General features: G+C 72.2%; 16 protein-coding genes. 9 read left to right on the forward strand and 7 right to left on the reverse strand.

Annotated elements, in window-relative coordinates; translation table 11 throughout:
- The first annotated feature begins 108 nt into the window (after positions 1–108).
- Positions 109–963 carry an NHL repeat-containing protein gene (locus GWK15_RS14495; protein ID WP_168042030.1) on the forward strand — a complete coding sequence of 285 codons (855 nt, stop codon included), beginning with the start codon at positions 109–111 and terminating at the stop codon, positions 961–963.
- Positions 964–1031: 68 nt separating this feature from the next.
- Here GWK15_RS14495 and aqpZ read toward each other — a convergent pair whose 3' ends face one another.
- The 3 genes from aqpZ to GWK15_RS14510 all read right to left on the reverse strand — a co-directional run bounded on the left by aqpZ (position 1032) and on the right by GWK15_RS14510 (position 3614).
- Complete coding sequence (gene aqpZ / locus GWK15_RS14500) at positions 1032–1742, reverse strand: aquaporin Z (protein ID WP_168042031.1); 711 nt, start codon at positions 1740–1742, stop codon at positions 1032–1034.
- Positions 1743–1857: 115 nt separating this feature from the next.
- The gene (locus GWK15_RS14505; protein ID WP_168042032.1) at positions 1858–2667 is read right to left on the reverse strand and encodes an EcsC family protein; all 810 of its coding nucleotides are present in this window, start codon (positions 2665–2667) and stop codon (positions 1858–1860) included.
- Complete coding sequence (locus GWK15_RS14510) at positions 2664–3614, reverse strand: LysR substrate-binding domain-containing protein (protein ID WP_168042033.1); 951 nt, start codon at positions 3612–3614, stop codon at positions 2664–2666. Before GWK15_RS14510 ends, GWK15_RS14505 begins: the two co-directional genes overlap by 4 nt.
- Positions 3615–3907: 293 nt before the next feature.
- On the opposite strand from GWK15_RS14510, the gene katG reads away from it, so the two are divergent.
- The 6 genes from katG (at position 3908) to GWK15_RS14540 (ending at position 11486) form a co-directional block, all read left to right on the forward strand.
- Positions 3908–6118, forward strand: a complete 2211-nt coding sequence (gene katG, locus GWK15_RS14515) for a catalase/peroxidase HPI (protein ID WP_168042034.1) — start codon at positions 3908–3910, stop codon at positions 6116–6118.
- Positions 6119–6271: 153 nt separating this feature from the next.
- On the forward strand, positions 6272–6763 hold the full coding sequence (locus GWK15_RS14520) for a hypothetical protein (RefSeq protein WP_209442190.1): 492 nt from the start codon (positions 6272–6274) through the stop codon (positions 6761–6763).
- A gap of 163 nt (positions 6764–6926) precedes the next feature.
- A complete protein-coding gene (gene accD, locus GWK15_RS14525; RefSeq protein ID WP_168042035.1) occupies positions 6927–7853 on the forward strand; it encodes an acetyl-CoA carboxylase, carboxyltransferase subunit beta in 927 nt (308 codons plus the stop codon).
- A 4-nt stretch (positions 7854–7857) separates the two neighbouring features.
- The gene (locus tag GWK15_RS14530; RefSeq protein ID WP_168042036.1) at positions 7858–9129 is read left to right on the forward strand and encodes a Mur ligase family protein; all 1272 of its coding nucleotides are present in this window, start codon (positions 7858–7860) and stop codon (positions 9127–9129) included.
- A gap of 293 nt (positions 9130–9422) precedes the next feature.
- The gene (locus tag GWK15_RS14535) at positions 9423–10571 is read left to right on the forward strand and encodes a DegT/DnrJ/EryC1/StrS family aminotransferase (protein ID WP_168042037.1); all 1149 of its coding nucleotides are present in this window, start codon (positions 9423–9425) and stop codon (positions 10569–10571) included.
- 192 nt (positions 10572–10763) lie between these two features.
- On the forward strand, positions 10764–11486 hold the full coding sequence (locus GWK15_RS14540; protein ID WP_168042038.1) for a DUF1194 domain-containing protein: 723 nt from the start codon (positions 10764–10766) through the stop codon (positions 11484–11486).
- Here the strand turns inward: GWK15_RS14540 and GWK15_RS14545 are convergent.
- From GWK15_RS14545 to GWK15_RS14560, 4 genes are all read right to left on the reverse strand, one after another.
- Positions 11473–11892: a hypothetical protein gene (locus tag GWK15_RS14545; protein ID WP_168042039.1), complete on the reverse strand. Its 420-nt coding sequence runs from the start codon at positions 11890–11892 to the stop codon at positions 11473–11475. The two genes, GWK15_RS14540 and GWK15_RS14545, sit on opposite strands and share 14 nt — an antisense overlap.
- Before the next feature lie 2 nt (positions 11893–11894).
- Positions 11895–12308, reverse strand: coding sequence for a DUF3775 domain-containing protein (locus GWK15_RS14550; protein WP_168042040.1), 414 nt, complete (start codon positions 12306–12308; stop codon positions 11895–11897).
- Between the two features lie 125 nt (positions 12309–12433).
- On the reverse strand, positions 12434–13261 hold the full coding sequence (locus tag GWK15_RS14555) for an aldo/keto reductase (protein WP_168042041.1): 828 nt from the start codon (positions 13259–13261) through the stop codon (positions 12434–12436).
- Positions 13258–14283, reverse strand: a complete 1026-nt coding sequence (locus GWK15_RS14560) for a WD40 repeat domain-containing protein (protein WP_168042042.1) — start codon at positions 14281–14283, stop codon at positions 13258–13260. The genes GWK15_RS14555 and GWK15_RS14560 overlap by 4 nt, the downstream gene beginning before the upstream one ends.
- A 193-nt stretch (positions 14284–14476) precedes the next feature.
- Between GWK15_RS14560 and GWK15_RS14565 the strand changes: the two genes are divergently transcribed.
- Complete coding sequence (locus tag GWK15_RS14565) at positions 14477–15079, forward strand: OsmC family protein (RefSeq protein ID WP_209442191.1); 603 nt, start codon at positions 14477–14479, stop codon at positions 15077–15079.
- 62 nt (positions 15080–15141) lie between these two features.
- A complete protein-coding gene (locus GWK15_RS14570) occupies positions 15142–16374 on the forward strand; it encodes an NAD(P)-binding domain-containing protein (protein WP_168042043.1) in 1233 nt (410 codons plus the stop codon).
- Position 16375: the final 1 nt, after the last annotated feature.

Here is a 16375-nt window from a genome sequence, read left to right on the forward strand (position 1 = left end):
ATCCCCGACCCGGCTTTGGAGTCCGCGTCGTGACCGTGTCAAGCGCGCGGTCTTGCGCCGCCGCGCGGCGGGCGCGAGGGTCGTGGCGACACACCAGCGGAGCGCCCCATGCCACGCCACCAGCTCTTCGTCCGCCTGGGCGAGACCCGCTATCGCGTCGAGCGCCCCTGGGGCGAGGTGCCGAAGGGCCAGGGCGTTCCCTCCGACGTCGCCTGTGACGCGGAAGGGCGCGTCTACGTGCAGCTGCGCCAGGACCCGATGGCGGATCCGGAAGCGCCGGCGGTGGTGGTGCTCGCCCCCGATGGCCGGCGCATCGATGCCTGGGGCGGGGCGGAGGTCGCGGACGGGCACATGCTCTCAGTCCATCCCGACGGCCGCGTCTTCGTCGTGGACCGCGACGCGCAGGAGATCATCGTCTTCTCGCGCGACGGCAAGCGCCTGGGCGGCATCGGACGACGCCATTATCCGGGCGAGCCCTTCAACGCGCCCTGCGACGTCGCCTTCGCGCCGGACGGGACCATCTACGTCGCGGATGGCTACGCCGCGTCCGTCGTGCATCGGTTCAGCGCCGAGGGCACGCCGATGGGCCACTGGGGGCGCGAGGGCAGCGGCCCCGGCGAATTCACCACGCCGCATTCCGTCTGGGTGCTGCCCGACGGGCGCGTGACGGTGGCCGACCGCGAGAACAACCGCGTCCAGGTCTTCACCGCGGACGGCATGTGGCTCGCGGATTGGCGCGGCAACCACAAGCCGATGAGCGTCCACGGCGCGCCGGGCGGCGGGCTCTACGTGACAGACCAGGTGCCGCAACTCTCGCTGCTCGCTCCCGACGGGACGATCGTGGGGCGCTGCCGGCCGGTGCTGAACGGCGCGCACGGGATGTGGCGCGCGCCGGACGGCCGCATCTTCCTCAGCGAGCAGAACCCGTCGCGCCTCACCTGCCTGGTGCCGGTCGAGAGCTGAGCGCGGGCCGGTGCCGGACCCGGAATGCACCACGGGGCGCATTCCGGAACCGACGTCCGGCGGGCCCTTCAGCGCCCGTCGCCGCCCACCGTGCTCTCATTGGGCCAGAGCGTGCGGCTCACGATCCCGGCGATGACCGCACCCGCGATCGGCGCCACCCAGAACAGCCAGAGCTGTTCCAGCGCCCAGCCGCCGACGAACAGCGCGGGCCCGGTGCTGCGCGCGGGGTTCACCGAGGTCTGCGTCACCGGGATGCTGATCAGGTGGATCAGCGTCAGGCACAGGCCGATGGCGATCGGCGCGAAGCCGGCCGGTGCCTTGCCGTGCGTCGCGCCGAGGATGACGATCAGGAAGAAGAAGGTCATCACCACCTCGCAGACGAGCCCCGCCTGCAGCGAGTACTTGCCGATCGAGTGGTCGCCATAGCCGTTGGAGGCGAAGCCGCCGAGCTCGAAGCCCGGCTTGCCGGTGGCGATGAGGTAGAGGATGCCCGCGCCGGCGATGGCGCCGATCACCTGCGCGACGATGTAGGGCAGCGCCTCGCCCGCCTTGAACCGGCCCGCCGCGACGAGGCCACAGGTGACGGCCGGGTTGAGGTGGCAGCCCGACACATGGCCGATCGCATAGGCCATGGTCAGGACCGTCAGGCCGAAGGCGAAGGAGACGCCGAGAAGGCCGATGCCGACGCCAGGAAAGGTCGCGGCGAGGATCGCCGAGCCACACCCCCCGAGGACGAGCCAGAGCGTGCCGAAGAATTCGGCCGCGAGCCTGGGTGCCATGTGCGGTTCTCCCCTTTTGATGTTCCGCGGGGAAATCGTTACCGGCGGGTGCGGCGCCCGCGTGGAAAAAATTCTGTGAAAGCGACATTGCCCCGTGGGCGATGCGGCGGTGCCACTAACGGGGGCGGGGCAGGAAGGGCTCGTCGTGTCCCGCCGCGATGCCGTCCCAGGCCCGGCGGATCGGCGCGGCGCCATAGGCCCGTTCCAGCCGGCGCAGCGTGAAATGCCCCCGCGCGACGGAGCGGAAATGCTCGAGGAAGGCGAGGTTCACCGCCGCCCCCGCCGCCGCCCCCAGGATCGGCGCCGCCTGCGCGGTGAGCTTCAGCCCCACCGGCCCGACGAAGCGCGACGCGACCGCGGTGACGAAGCCCGGCACGATGGTGCGCCCGACCGCGCCCTTCAGCGCCTCGGCCAGCGCGAGGCGGACCGCGAAATAGCCGCTCTCCGCCGCATCGTCCGAGGGCGAGGTGCCGCCGATCGCGAAGACCTTCATGCATTCGGCGCCCGCCTGCGGCGCGTCGAGGTCCTCGCCCTGCTCGGCCGCGACGGCGGCGATCTGGCGCAGCAGGATGGTGGTCGAGACCGGCAGTTCCATCATCGTGCCCGGCAGGCCGAAGGCCCCGCCCATGGCGCCCGAGGCGGCGGCAAGGCCGCGATGGAACCACGACGACGGGACCGGCAGCGGCACCAGGGTCGGCGCCGAGCGCAGCGCCGCCGACATCGCCACCGCGAGCGCCGTCCGCACCGCCCCGTCCACGCTGCCCTGCACGCCCGCCGGCAGGCGCGCGCGCAGCGCCTCGACCGGCATGCCGGCGACCGAGGCGAGCCGCGCGGCGAGCGAAGGGTTCTCCAGCGCCGCATAGGCCGCCTGGAGGTCGGACATCGCTTCTTCGGGCAGGTCGGGGGGCAGGGTGGTGAGGCTCATCGCGTCCCCGCCACATGGCGCGCCGCGGGCGCGCGGTCCAGGGCCGCGATGTCGCGTTCCGAGGCGGCGGCGAAGGGCGCGAGGCGTTCCGCGATCACGCGCGCGACCGATTCCACCGCCGCGCGGCGCGGGAAGGCGGCCCGCCAGACGATGCGGATGGTGCGCGAGGCCCGCGCCGCGAGCGGCCGCAGCGCGATGCCGGAATCCTGCGCCGCGCCGGCCGCGAGCCCCGGCACCAGCGTCGTGCCGTAGCCCGCCGCGACCATGTTGATCAGCGTCGCGAGGCTGGACGCCCGGAGCGCCCCGCCCACCGGCCCCGCCAGGCCGCAGGCGGCGAGCGCCTGGTCGCGCAGGCAATGCCCATCCGCCAGCACCAGCACGTCCGGCACCAGGTCGGATTCACGGATGCGGTCCTGCGCGGCGAGCGGATGGTCGGGCGGCAGGGCGGCAAGGAAGGGCTCGGTGAAGAGCGGGCGGGAGAGCAGGTCCGCGCCCTCGGGCTCGGTCGCGAGCAGCGCCGCGTCCAGTTCATGCGCGCGCAGCCGTTCGATCAGCGTCGCGGTGATGTCCTCCCACGGCTCGATCTCGAGCTCCGGCAGCGCCTCGCGCAGCGGGGCGAAGACCAGCGGCAGCAGGTAGGGGCCGAGCGTGGGGATGATCCCGATGCGCAGCGCGCCGCGCAGCGGATCGGCCGAGGCCTGGGCGAGGGCCGTCATCGCCTCGGTCTCCGCGACCGCGATGCGGGCATGGGCGAGCAGCAACTCGCAGATCGGCGTCGGCACCACCTGCTTGCTCGACCGTTCGAACAGCACGACGCCGAGCGCCTCCTCGAGCTTCCTCAGCTGCACCGACAGCGTCGGCTGGCTGACGCGGCAGGCCTCCGCGGCGCGGCCGAAATGCCGGTGCTCGGCCACGGCGAGCATGTAGCGGAGGTCGCGGATGTTCATCGCACCGTCATCGTCCGGGGATGCTGCGGCGCAGCAAATACCTGCGTCCGCGCAAATGGAGGCGCCTCATCCCACGGCAATCCGCGACGATTGGCAATGCCTATCGAAGCCTTCGGAACTTGTGACTTCCGCAATCGTTGGATGCCTGACAGGCTCCGCTGCAATGCCGGCCGAGGACCGAAGGGAAACGCATGACCAGGCGCCTGACGACCGCGGCCGGACCGGCCGCCCTGTGACGGCCGGGGCCCGCCCGCGGGCCGCTTGAAGCAACGCAGTCACGATCGGAGAGAGACATGGACGGACATGGTGGCCAGGGCATGGGCAAGTGCCCGGTGATTCACGGCAGGCCGACGGCGGCGCGCTTCTCCACCCGCGCGAACAAGGACTGGTGGCCGAACGCGCTCAATCTCCGCATCCTCAGCCAGCATTCGGCGAAGTCGAACCCGATGGGCGGCGGCTTCAGCTACGCCGCGGCGGTCAAGACGCTCGACGTCAAGTCGCTGAAGAAGGACCTCATCGCGCTGATGACGCTAAGCCAGGATTGGTGGCCGGCGGATTACGGGCATTACGGCCCGCTCTTCGTCCGCATGTCCTGGCATTCCGCGGGCACCTACCGCACCGCTGACGGGCGTGGCGGCGCCTCGAACGGCGCGCACCGCTTCGCGCCCGAGAATTCCTGGCCCGACAACGCCAACCTCGACAAGGCGCGGCGCCTGCTGTGGCCGCTCAAGCAGAAGTACGGCAACGCGATCTCCTGGGCCGACCTGATGGTGCTCGCCGGCACCGTCGCGATGGAGTCGATGGGCCTCAAGACCTTCGGCTTCGCCTTCGGCCGCGAGGACATCTGGGAGCCGGAGGAGGACATCTACTGGGGCGCCGAGGACACCTGGCTCGGCGACAAGCGCTACACGGGCGACCGCCACCTCGAGAACCCGCTCGCCGCCGTGCAGATGGGCCTCATCTACGTCAATCCGGAAGGGCCGAACGGCAATCCGGACCCGGTCGCCTCGGGCCGCGACATCCGCGAGACCTTCGCGCGCATGGCGATGAACGACGAGGAGACCGTCGCGCTGACCGCCGGCGGCCACACCTTCGGCAAGTGCCACGGCGCGGGCGATGCCTCGCTGGTCGGCCGCGAGCCGGAAGCGGCCCCGATGGAGCAGATGGGCCTCGGCTGGAAGAGCAGCTTCGGTTCGGGCAAGGGCGGCGATGCCATCACCTCGGGCATCGAGGGCGCCTGGACGCCGACGCCGACCACCTGGGACGTCAGCTACTTCGACATGCTGCTCGGCTACGACTGGAAGCTGACCAAGAGCCCCGCTGGCGCGCATCAGTGGATCCCGACCGACCCGGCCGCGGCGAACCTGGTGCCGGATGCGCACGACCCCACCAAGCGCCACGCGCCGATCATGACGACGGCCGACATGGCGATGAAGATGGACCCCGAGTACCGCAAGATCTCGGAGCGCTTCCACAAGAACCCCGACCAGTTCGCCGACGCCTTCGCCCGCGCCTGGTTCAAGCTGACCCATCGCGACATGGGGCCGAAGGCCCGCTACCTCGGCCCGCTCGTGCCGAAGGAGGATCTGATCTGGCAGGATCCGGTCCCGCCGGTGACGCACAAGCTGATCGGCAAGGCGGATGCGAAGGCGCTGAAGGCGCAGATCCTCGCCTCCGGCCTGTCGATCTCGCAGCTGGTGCAGACGGCCTGGGCCTCGGCCTCGACCTTCCGCGGTTCTGATCGCCGCGGTGGGGCGAACGGCGCGCGCATCCGCCTCGCGCCGATGAAGGACTGGGAGGCGAACCAGCCCGAGCAGCTGTCGAAGGTGCTCGCGAAGCTCGAGAAGGTGCGCAAGGCGTTCAATGCCTCCGCGACGGGCGGCAAGCAGATCTCGCTCGCGGACATCATCGTCCTGGGCGGCTGCGCGGCGGTCGAGGCGGCGGCGAAGGCGGCCGGCCACAAGGTCGAGGTGCCCTTCACCCCGGGCCGCACCGATGCGACGGCCAAGCAGACCGACGCGGCGTCCTTCGCCGTGCTCGAGCCCGAGGCGGACGGGTTCCGCAACTACCGCAAGGCCCGCTACACGGTCTCGGCCGAGGAGCAGCTGGTCGACAAGGCGCAGCTGCTGACGCTGACCGCGCCCGAGATGACCGCGCTGGTCGGCGGCCTGCGCGTGCTCGGCGGCAACCATGCGGGTTCGCCGCACGGCGTCTTCACGAAGCAGCCGGGCAAGCTGACGAACGACTTCTTCGTCAACCTGCTCGACATGGGCACGGAATGGGCGCCGACCGACGAGACGGCCGAGGCCTTCGAGGGCCGCGACCGTGCGACCGGCGCGGTGAAGTGGACGGCGACGCGCGTGGACCTGGTGTTCGGGTCGAACTCCCAGCTGCGCGCGCTGGCCGAGGTCTACGGCCAGGCCGACAACCAGGCGAAGTTCGTCGAGGACTTCGTGGCGGCCTGGAACAAGGTGATGATGCTCGACCGCTTCGACGTGAAGTGACGGTGAAGGTCGGGGGAGGGTGAACCTCCCCCGAACCCCCTCCCTTCTTTGGATACTTGGTTCCAAAGAAGGTTGAGGGGGGTCTCGGGGGGAGAAGTTCTCTTCTCCCCCCGTCTATCGAATAGGGGCGCCAGACCCCGCTTGGGAGGACCCATGGCCAGCACCTCGGACATCGCGGCGCGGGAGGAGGTGCGCCGGGCCGGCCTTGCCGCCGATGGCCCCCTGCCGCGCCTGCTGACCCTGCTCCGTGCCGCCGGCGAGACCCACATCGACCCCGCCGAGGCCCAGCGCCTGGCCACCGAGGGCGGCCTCGCCATCGGCCGCGCGGAGATCGCCGACCTGCTCGAGGCGCTGGCCGGGCGTGGCCTGCTCGGCCGGGTGCCGACCATGTCGGGCGGGCCGGTCTACGACACCGTGCCCAAGCCCCATTCCCACCTGATGGACGAGGCGACGGACACGGTGGTGGACCTCGATGTCTCGCCAGAGACACTGGCCGCCATCGTGGCCCGGGCGATCGCGGACCAGCCGGGCCGGGTGGAGGTGCTGCTGCGAATCCGCGCCCCCGGCGGCGGCGATTCCGCCCCGCCACGGCCCCCGCGCGGCCCCGGAAGGCCCCGCCTGGCGCCACCGGTGGCGAAGCGGTAGCCGCCGCGCCTGCCGCCCTATATAAGGCGGCGCGCTACGGCGCGCCGAGGCCGCGAATGCGGCCCGCGCCAGACCAACCGTCGCCGCCAGTGCGCCGCTGGCAGCGCGAAAGCCAAGCGGCCCACACGGGCCGCGCCCGGCGTTTGAGGGCAGACAGAGACTCATGAACTGGATTTCCGACTGGGCCCTTCCGAAGATCTCGGGCCTGTTCAAGCGGGACGTGCCGGAGAACCTCTGGCACAAATGCCCGGCCTGCGAGCAGATGATCTTCCGGCGCGACCTGGAAGCCGCCCTGCATGTCTGCCCCCATTGCGGCCACCACATGCGCATCTCGGCCGTGCGGCGGCTGGAATGCACGCTGGACCCGGGCTTCTCGCGCATCGAGCTGCCCAAGGCGCCGGCCGACCCGCTGCGCTTCCGCGACCAGCGCCGCTACACCGAACGGCTGAAGGAAGCGCAGGCGAAGTCCGCGATGGATGACGCGGTCGCCGTCGCGCACGGCACCATCGAAGGCCAGCGCGCCGTCGTCGCCGCGATGGAATTCGCCTTCATGGGCGGGTCGATGGGCGCCGGCGTGGGCGAGGCGATCGTCACCGCCGCGAAGCTCGCCGTGCTGCAGGACGCGCCGCTGATCGTCTTCACCGCCTCGGGTGGGGCGCGCATGCAGGAAGGCGCGATCAGCCTGATGCAGATGCCGCGCACCGTCATCGCGACCCGGCTGGTGAAGGAAGCGGGGCTGCCCTTCATCGTCGTGATGTGCGACCCGACGACGGGCGGCGTCACGGCGTCCTTCGCCATGCTGGGCGACATCCACATCGCGGAACCCGGCGCCCTGATCGGCTTCGCCGGTGCGCGCGTGATCGAGCAGACGGTGCGCGAGAAGCTGCCCGAGGGCTTCCAGCGCGCCGAATACCTGCTGGAGCACGGCATCCTCGACCTGGTGGTGAAGCGCAGCGAGATGCGCGCGACGCTCGCGCGCGTCATCGGCCTGCTGCGGGTGCCGCTGGTCGAGGCCGCGACGGCGCCCGCCGCCGAGATGCCCGCCCTGCCGGCGCCCGAGGAACCGACGGAACAGCCGGCCCAGGCCTGAGCCCGTGTCCCGCGCCGAGGCTATTGTCGAGCGCCTGCATGCGCTCCATCCGAAGCTGATCGACCTCAGCCTCGGTCGGCTCCATCGTGCCCTGGATGCGCTCGGCAACCCCGAGAAGCACCTGCCGCCCGTCGTGCATGTGGCGGGGACGAACGGGAAGGGCTCGACCTGCGCCTTCCTGCGCGGCATCGCCGAAGCGGCGGGGCAGCGGGTGCATGTCTACACCTCCCCGCATCTGGTGCGCTTCCACGAGCGCGTGCGCCTCGCCGGCACGCTGGTGACGGACGAGGCGCTGACCGCCGCGCTCGAGGAAGCGGAGGCGGCGAACAAGGGCGAGCCGATCACCGTCTTCGAGATCACCACCGCCGCCGCGCTGCTGCTGTTCAGCCGCGTGCCGGCGGACGTGCTGGTGCTCGAGGTCGGGCTCGGCGGGCGGCTCGACGCGACGAACGTCGTGGATCGCCCGGCGGCCACGGCGATCGCCTCCATCTCGATGGACCACATGGATTTCCTCGGCGACAGCCTGGCCGGCATCGCGGCGGAGAAGGCCGGCATCATCAAGCCGGGCGTGCCCTGCGCGACGGGCGCGCAGGATCCGGTCGCGCTCGACGTCATTAGGCGTATCGCGGCGGAACGCGGCGCGCCGCTGTTCGCCCGCGGGCGCGACTGGACGGCGGAGCTGACGACCGAAGGCCTGCGCTACGGCGATGCGCGCGGCGCGCTCGACCTGCCGCCGCCGGGCCTGCCCGGGCCGCACCAGGCGGACAATGCCGGCATCGCCATCGCCGCGCTGCGCGCCTGGAACCCGTCCTGGCTGACCGACGTTGCCATCGCGCGGGGCGTCGCGGCCGCGGAATGGCCCGCGCGGCTGCAGCGGCTGAAGGGCACGCTGGCGAAGACGCTGCCCGACGGCTTCGACCTCTGGCTCGACGGTGGGCACAATGCCGGCGCCGGCGTGGCGCTCGCGCAGCATCTCGCGACCTGGCGCGACCGGCCGCTGCACCTCGTCGTCGGCATGAAGAAGGGCAAGGCGAGCGAGGACTTCCTCCGCCCGCTGATCCCCTTCGCCACCACGCTGACCGCGGTGGCCGAGCCCGGCCAGCACCTGGCGATGCCGGTGGAGGACATCGTCGCGGCGAGCGGCGGCGTGGCGCGGCCGGGACCGACGGTGGCAGAGGCGCTGGCGCGGATCGCAGCGGAGGGCACGCCGGGCCGCGTGCTGGTGTGCGGTAGTCTCTATCTGGCGGGCGAGGTCCTGAAGGCGGACGGCGCCTGAGCGTCGGGGGGAGAACAGAACTTCTCCCCCCGAACCGGGCCCCCAATGGCGTTGCTGCGCAACGTCATTGGGACCGGAACCCCCCTCAACCTTCTTTGCAACCTGAGAACCGGCGGCCGTGGCCGGTGCCAAGGATCCAAAGAAGGGAGGGGGTCCGGGGGAGGTTCCCCTCCCCCGCCCTTTCCCTCGTGTTTCCGCATATTGCGTTGCACAACGACACCAAGGGTGATTTCGCGCGACGCGGCCTCAGGGTCTAAGACGCTGGCGCAATCGCCGCAGCACCCCGAGGACTCATGACCGCTCCCATCGCGCTCTTCGACGTCAAGGCGCAGCAGGCGCTGATCCGCGCCGAGCTCGACCGGCGCATCGCCGCCGTCCTCGATTCCGGCCGCTTCATCAACGGCCCGGAGGTGACGGAGCTCGAGGAGAAGCTCGCTGCCTTCGCCGGCGTCGCGCATGCCGTCGGCGTCTCCTCGGGCACCGATGCGCTGCAGATCGCGATGATGGCCGAAGGCATCGGCCGCGGCGACGCGGTCTTCCTGCCCGCCTTCACCTACACCGCGACGGCCGAGGTGCCGCTCGTCCTCGGCGCGACGCCCGTCTTCGTCGACGTGGACGCCCAGACCTTCAACATCGACATCGCCGACCTCGAGAAGCGGATCGCCGCGGTGAAGAAGGACGGCCGCCTGAAGCCGCGCGCGGTGGTGGGCGTGGACCTGTTCGGCCTGCCCGCCGACTGGCCGGCGATCGAGGCGATCTGCGCACGGGAGGGGATGTTCGCCCTGGACGACGCGGCGCAGGCCTTCGGCGCGCGGCTTGGCAACCGCCGGCTCGGCGGCTGGGGCGGTGCGGCGGCGCTGTCCTTCTACCCGACCAAGACGCTCGGCGCGTATGGCGACGGCGGCGCGCTGCTGACCAACGACGCGGATCGCGCGGAGCTGTTCCGCTCGCTGCGCACGCATGGCGAAGGCAAGACGCGCTACGAGGTCGAGCGCACCGGCATGAACGGACGGCTCGACACGCTGCAGGCGACGATCCTCTGCGCCAAGATGGGCATCTTCGAGCAGGAGCTCGAGCAGCGCCGTCGTATCGGCGCGGCCTACGACGCGGCCTTCGCAGGCAAGGTCGGCGTGCAGGTCGCGCAGGAAGGGGCCGAGAACTGCTACGGCCTCTACACCATCCGCCTGCCGGATGCGGCGGTGCGGGCGCGCGTGCAGCAGGCGCTCTCGGCGCAGCAGATCGGCTCGGGCATCTATTACCCGAAGCCGCTGCACCATCAGCCGGCCTATGCCGCGCATCATGCTGGCGCCGTCGCGGGCGGCCCGGCGCCGCTGCCGGTGAGCGAGGCGCTGTGCCACCAGGTCCTGTCGCTGCCGATGCATCCCTACATGACCGAGGCGGATGCCGCGCGCGTGGCCGGGGTCGTTCTCGGCGCCCTTTGACCGCGATTGGAGGGGCGCCGCCCCTCCAAGCCACCCCGCCGGGGGGCTGCGGCCCCCTGGACCGCGATCCTTTGACGCCGCGCGACGGACCGGGCGCTGTTCCGCCCGGGCCCCTCTCGGCCCCGCCGCACGTTTGAGTTGAATCCCCCCGGCCGCGCGCGCAACCTTCCGAATCGACACGAGGAGGTACCGATGCGTCGCAGGACCCTTCTCGCCGCCGCGGGCGTTGCCGCGGTCCCCACCATCCGGCCCGCCCGGGCCCAGGATGCGGTCGATGTTTCCCTGGTCCTTGCCGTGGACGTCTCCCGCTCGATCGACGAGGACGAAGCCCGGCTGCAGCGCGAGGGCTATCGCCTCGCCGTCTCGGACCCCGTGGTGGTCGCCGCGATCCGCGGCGGCATGGTGGGCGCGATCGGCCTCGCCTATGTCGAATGGGCAGGCATCGAATACCAGCGCACCGTGATCCCCTGGCGCCGCATCGCGAGCCAGGCCGACGCCGATGCCTGGGCGGCGGAACTCGCGACCGCGCCGCGCGTCTCGCTCTCCTGGACCTCGATCTCGGGCGCCATCCGCCATTCGCGCCAGGTCATGGCGGACTGCCCGTGGGAGGCGACGCGCAAGGTGATCGACGTCTCGGGCGACGGGGTGAACAACTCCGGCCCGCCCGCGGACCGCGAACGCGACGCGGCGGTGGCCGAGGGCATCGTCATCAACGGCCTGCCCATCGTGAACGACCGCCCGACCTTCGGGCGCCTGCCGCCCGTGCCGCTCGACGACTACTACCGGGAGAACGTCATCGGCGGCGACGGGTCCTTCATGATCGTCGCCGAGGATTTCGAGAGCTTCGGCGTCGCCGTGAAGCGCAAGCTGATCCGCGAGATCGCGAACCTGCCGGCGGGTTCTATTCCGGCCTGACGGCGCCCTGCTCGACCAGCCGGAGGCAGCCCTGCACCACCGGGGCGCAGGCGGAATTCTGCGACATCGGCAGGTCCGAGGCGGCCGAGTAGCCGATCCGCGTCACCTTGCCGTCCACCAGCTGGAAGGTGACCCGGCAGGTCGAACCGGCCGAGACCGACAGCGACCCGCCGATCACCGGCACCGGCGCCGACACGCCCGAGGCGGGCGGGGCGCGGTCATAGGTCCAGAACTCGCCGCCCGCGGAATTCGCCGTCAGGTTCGGCACGCCGGCGCACAGGCGCAGATCGTCCGCGCGCAGGCCGACCAGGCGTTCCCGACCGTCCTCGGCCACCGCGGAATCCCGCGCCGAGCAGCCCGGCAGCAGCAGGATCGGCAGCAGCAGGAGGAAGCGGCGCGGCGTCACCCTCACTCCTCGTCCTCGAGCGACAGGCCGAGTTCTTCCAGCCCTTCCTCGAGCATGTCGCCCAGCATCTCGATGCCGAGCAGGTAGTCCGCCGGGTCGCGCACGTTGCGCTCGCGCGCCAGGGTGCGCGCCTCCTCCCAGTCCTCGGCCGCATAGTCGCCGCGGCCGATCCAGGCGAGCGCGATGAGGGAGGCCTGCTCGTCCTCGTTCAGGTCGTTGATGAAGGCGCGCAGCGCGTCCTCATCCATGTTCTCGTCGTCCTCGGCGTCGAGGCCTTCCTCGTCCTCCTCCTCGCGCGCGAGGGCGCCGCTTTCCTCGCCCTCCTGCACGGCGCGGGCGGCGTCCACGATGGCGGCGACGGCCTCGAGGCTGATGCCGAGGTCGAAATCCTCCTCCTCGTCCTCGCGTGCGGCCATGGTCATCACTCCTGGTCTGGTCGGTCGGCAATCAAGCATGGGCGGGCGGGGGCTTGCCACCCCCGGGGGGCGCGGGCCGATGCCGGACCCGGCACGCGCCGCGAGGCGCCCTCCCGGGCGCTCCCTCAGGCGTCCCAGTCGGGCGCGAAGGACGGGTTCACCAGCCGGCGGTCCTTGGGCAGCCGCGCGATGGCCGCGAGGTCCTCGGCATCGAGCCGGATCGACGCGGCGGCGAGGTTCTCCCGCTGCCCTTCCGGCCGGCCGGATTTCGGGATGGCGACGACGCCCTCCTGCGCGAGCAGCCAGGCGAGGGCGACCTGCACCGGGCTCGCCCCGCATTTCGCGGCGATGGCACGCATCACCGGGTCGTCGTTCACCTGCCCCTTGGCGATCGGCGCATAGGCCGTCAGCGCCAGGCCGTGCCGGCGGCACAGCGCGGCGAGCCGGTCCTGCCACAGATACACATGCGCCTCGACCTGCAGCGCCGCGAGCGGCGCGATGCCGAGCGCGATCGCCCGTTCCAGCAGCCCGGCCGGGAAGTTCGACACGCCGACGGCCCGCGCCAGCCCGTCCTGCTGCAGCTTCGCCAGCGCGCCGAGCGCGGCCGGCAGGTCCATCTCCGGGGACGGCCAGTGGATCAGGATCAGGTCGGCATAGCGCATGCCGAGCCGCTTGAGCGATGCCTCGGCCGAGGCGCGCAGCGCATCGGGGGCGAGCTCCGTCCACCACACCTTGGTGGTGAGGAAGATCTCCCCCCGCCGCACGCCCGAGGCCGCGATGCCGGCCCCGACCGCATCCTCGTTGCCATACATCGCCGCGGTGTCGATGTGCCGGTAGCCGAGGCCGATGGCGCCCTCGACCGCCTGCTGCGCCTCCGCTCCGCGCAGCGTCCAGGTGCCGAGGCCGATGCGCGGGATGCGCAGGCGCAGCGTCTCGAGGATCGGCGCGCTCATCGCTTGGACAGGTCCACCAGGCCCGCGCCGCCGGCCTCGGTGCCGAAGGCGAGGTGCGTGCCCGCATCGTTCCAGGCAAGCGCCGAGACCGCCGACCCGCCCGGCGGGGCAACCGGCACGACGCGGCCCGAGGCGACCTCGGCGATCAGCACCAGCCCGTCGCCGAAGCCCGCGGCCACGACCTCCTGCTGCGGGTGGCAGGCGACCATGGTGCAGAGCACGCCGTCCCCGCCCGCGAGCTCGGTCGGCGCCTTGCCCATCGGCCCGCCGCCGAAGAAGGGCCAGAGCACGACGCAATCGGCCCCGGCGGTCGCGAGCCAGCGCCCCTTGGCGGTGAAGCCCATCGATTTGGTCTTCGAGGGATAGCCCGCCATGCGCATGTGCTGGCCGTCGGCCAGGCGCCAGCCATGCAGCGTGTTCTCCTGCATGGAGGTCACGACATGGGTGCCGTCCGGGCTGATCAGGACGCCGGTGTGGCTGCCCTTCCATTCCAGCAGCCGGGGCGTGCTTTCCTTCGCCGCGACGAACCACAGCGAGGCGCCGTTGTAGTGGGACGCGGCGAGGCGCTTGCCCTTGGCGTCGAAGGCGATGCCGGTGACCGTGGACGGGTGCGCGAGCGACTTCAGCGCCGCGCCCTTGCCGTCGAGCAGGTGCACCGCCTTGCCCACCGCCGCGGCGCGCAGGCCGGATTCGTGGCTCGTGACCTGGTCGACCCAGCGGCTGCCGTATTTCGCGACCTCGGTCGCGCTGGCGTCGGGGGCGATGCGCATCAGCCGCCCGTCGTCGCCGCCGGTGATCACCCCGTCCTTGCAGTCCGGCGCGATGGCGAGGCAGGCGCCGTCATGCGCGGCGACGCCGGCCCAGTCGCCCTCGATGGCCGCGAGGCGCACGGTCCCGTCGCCCAGCGCGAAGGCGCAGGACCGGCCGCCGCGCCCGAAGGCCGCGCCCACGACCCAGGCGCCGAGATCCTCGGCCCGGCCGCGGTGGGAGATGAGGTAATCGGCGGTCAGCGACGTGCTCATGGGGCCTGTATGCCGCCATCCGGAGCGCGATGCGAGGGGGGGCGGCGCCCCCGGCCGCGGCCGGCGCAACGGCGAAACAATGACATCCTCAGAATTTCCCAAGGCGATCTCCAAGTCTCGGCCCGCCGCGATCCCTAGGGTCCCCGCCACGTCCCCGGCACGCCGCCGGCGGCGCCACCCGAGGAGACCCGCCATGAACGCCGTCACTGCCACCGCCGAAGCCCCCGCCGCCGCGACGAAGAAGGAGAAGATGCCGCTCAACGGGGTGAACACCCCCGCGCTGCTCGCCACCATCGGGGTCGTCGCCGGCCAGCCGCAGCTCGCGAAGTTCCAGTTCCGCGCCCATGGGCAGTGGAAGGCCGGCACGCACATGCAGGGCACGATGCTCGGCTTCGCCGGCGCGGGCGGGGAACACGCCCACAAGGCCGCCACCGTCGCGCATACCGACCACCCCGCCGTGCTGTGCGGCGAGGATGCAGGCCCGACCCCGGTCGAATGGATCCTGCACGGCCTGGCGGGCTGCCTGACCGCCGGCATCGCCAACATCGCCGCGGTGCGCGGCGTGAAGCTGCATTCGGTCGAAGCCGAGGTCGAGGGCGACATCGACCTGCAGGGCATCCTCGGCCTGTCCGACAAGGTGCGGAACGGCTTCGAGGACATCCGCGTCACCTTCAGGATCGCGGGCGACGCGCCGGCCGAGACGCTGAAGGCCCTCGTCGCGCAGTCCCAGGCGCGCTCGGCCGTCTTCGACATGCTGACCAACGGGGTGCCGGTCTCCATCGCCGTGGAGGCCTGACGCCACCCTGCCGGCGGCGCCGCCCCCGCGCCGCCGGCTCCCCCCGCCCGGCGGAGGACGAGATGCGGACCACCGACGCCATCGTCATCGGCGCCGGCCAGGCGGGGCTTGCCATGAGCCATTGCCTGGCGGCGCGCGGCATCGACCACCTGGTGCTGGAGCGCGGCCGCGTCGCCGAACGCTGGCGGTCCGAGCGCTGGGACAGCCTGCGCCTGCTCACCCCCAACTGGATGACCCGCCTGCCCGGCCGGTCCTATCGCGGCGCCGATCCCGACGGCTTCATGACGATGCCCGAGGTCGTCGGCTTCCTCGACGGCTACGCCGCGGGGGCTCCGGTCGAGAGCGGCGTCGCGGTGCGCGCACTGCATCCCGCGCTGTTCGGCTACCGGCTCGAGACCTCGGCCGGCACCTTCGCCGCGCGCGCGGTCGTCGTCGCGACCGGCCAGTGCGACCTGCCCCACATCCCGGCCATGGCGGCGGCGCTGCCGAAGGCGATCCGTCAGGTCACGCCCTCCTCCTATCGCAACCCGGCCGCGCTCCCGCCCGGCGGGGTGCTGGTGGTGGGCGCCTCGGCTTCCGGCGTGCAGATCGCCGAGGAGATCCACCGCTCCGGCCGCCCGGTCACGCTCGCCGTCGGGCGCCATACGCGGCTGCCACGGCGGTGGCGTGGTCGCGACATCCTCGACTGGATGGATCGCGCCGGCGTTCTGGATGAGCGCGCGGACGAGGTGCGCGACCTTGCCGCCGCGCGCGCCCAGCCCTCGCTGCAACTGGTCGGGCGGCCGGATCATGCGAGCATCGACCTTGGCACGCTTCGCGCCATCGGCGTGCGCGTGACCGGCCGCGTGGTGGCCGTCGACGGGCCGCGCATCCTGCAGCGCGACGACCTCAATGAGACCACCGCCGCCGCGCAGCGCACGCTCGACCGGCTGCTGGCGCGGCTCGGCGCGGTGGCGGATCGCGAGGGTGCGCCGCGTGAGGCGCATCCGGCGCCGCTGCGGCCCTTCGCGCGATCGCCGCGCCGCATCGACCTCGCCGCCGACGGCATCCGCACCATCGTCTGGGCCACCGGCTTCCGCCGTGGCTATGCCTGGCTGCGGCTGCCAGTCCTCGATGCGGCGGGCGAGATCCGCCATCGCGGCGGCGTCACGCCGGCGCCTGGCCTCTTCGTGCTCGGCCTTCGCTTCCTGCGCCGCCGCAACTCGAACTTCCTCGACGGGGTCGGCGCCGATGCCGAGCACCTGGCGGGGGAGGTGCTCGCCCATCTCGCCACCAGCGGCCGCCTGGCGGCCTGAA

Source organism: Neoroseomonas oryzicola, assembly GCF_012163135.1.
GTDB classification, from domain to species: domain Bacteria; phylum Pseudomonadota; class Alphaproteobacteria; order Acetobacterales; family Acetobacteraceae; genus Neoroseomonas; species Neoroseomonas oryzicola.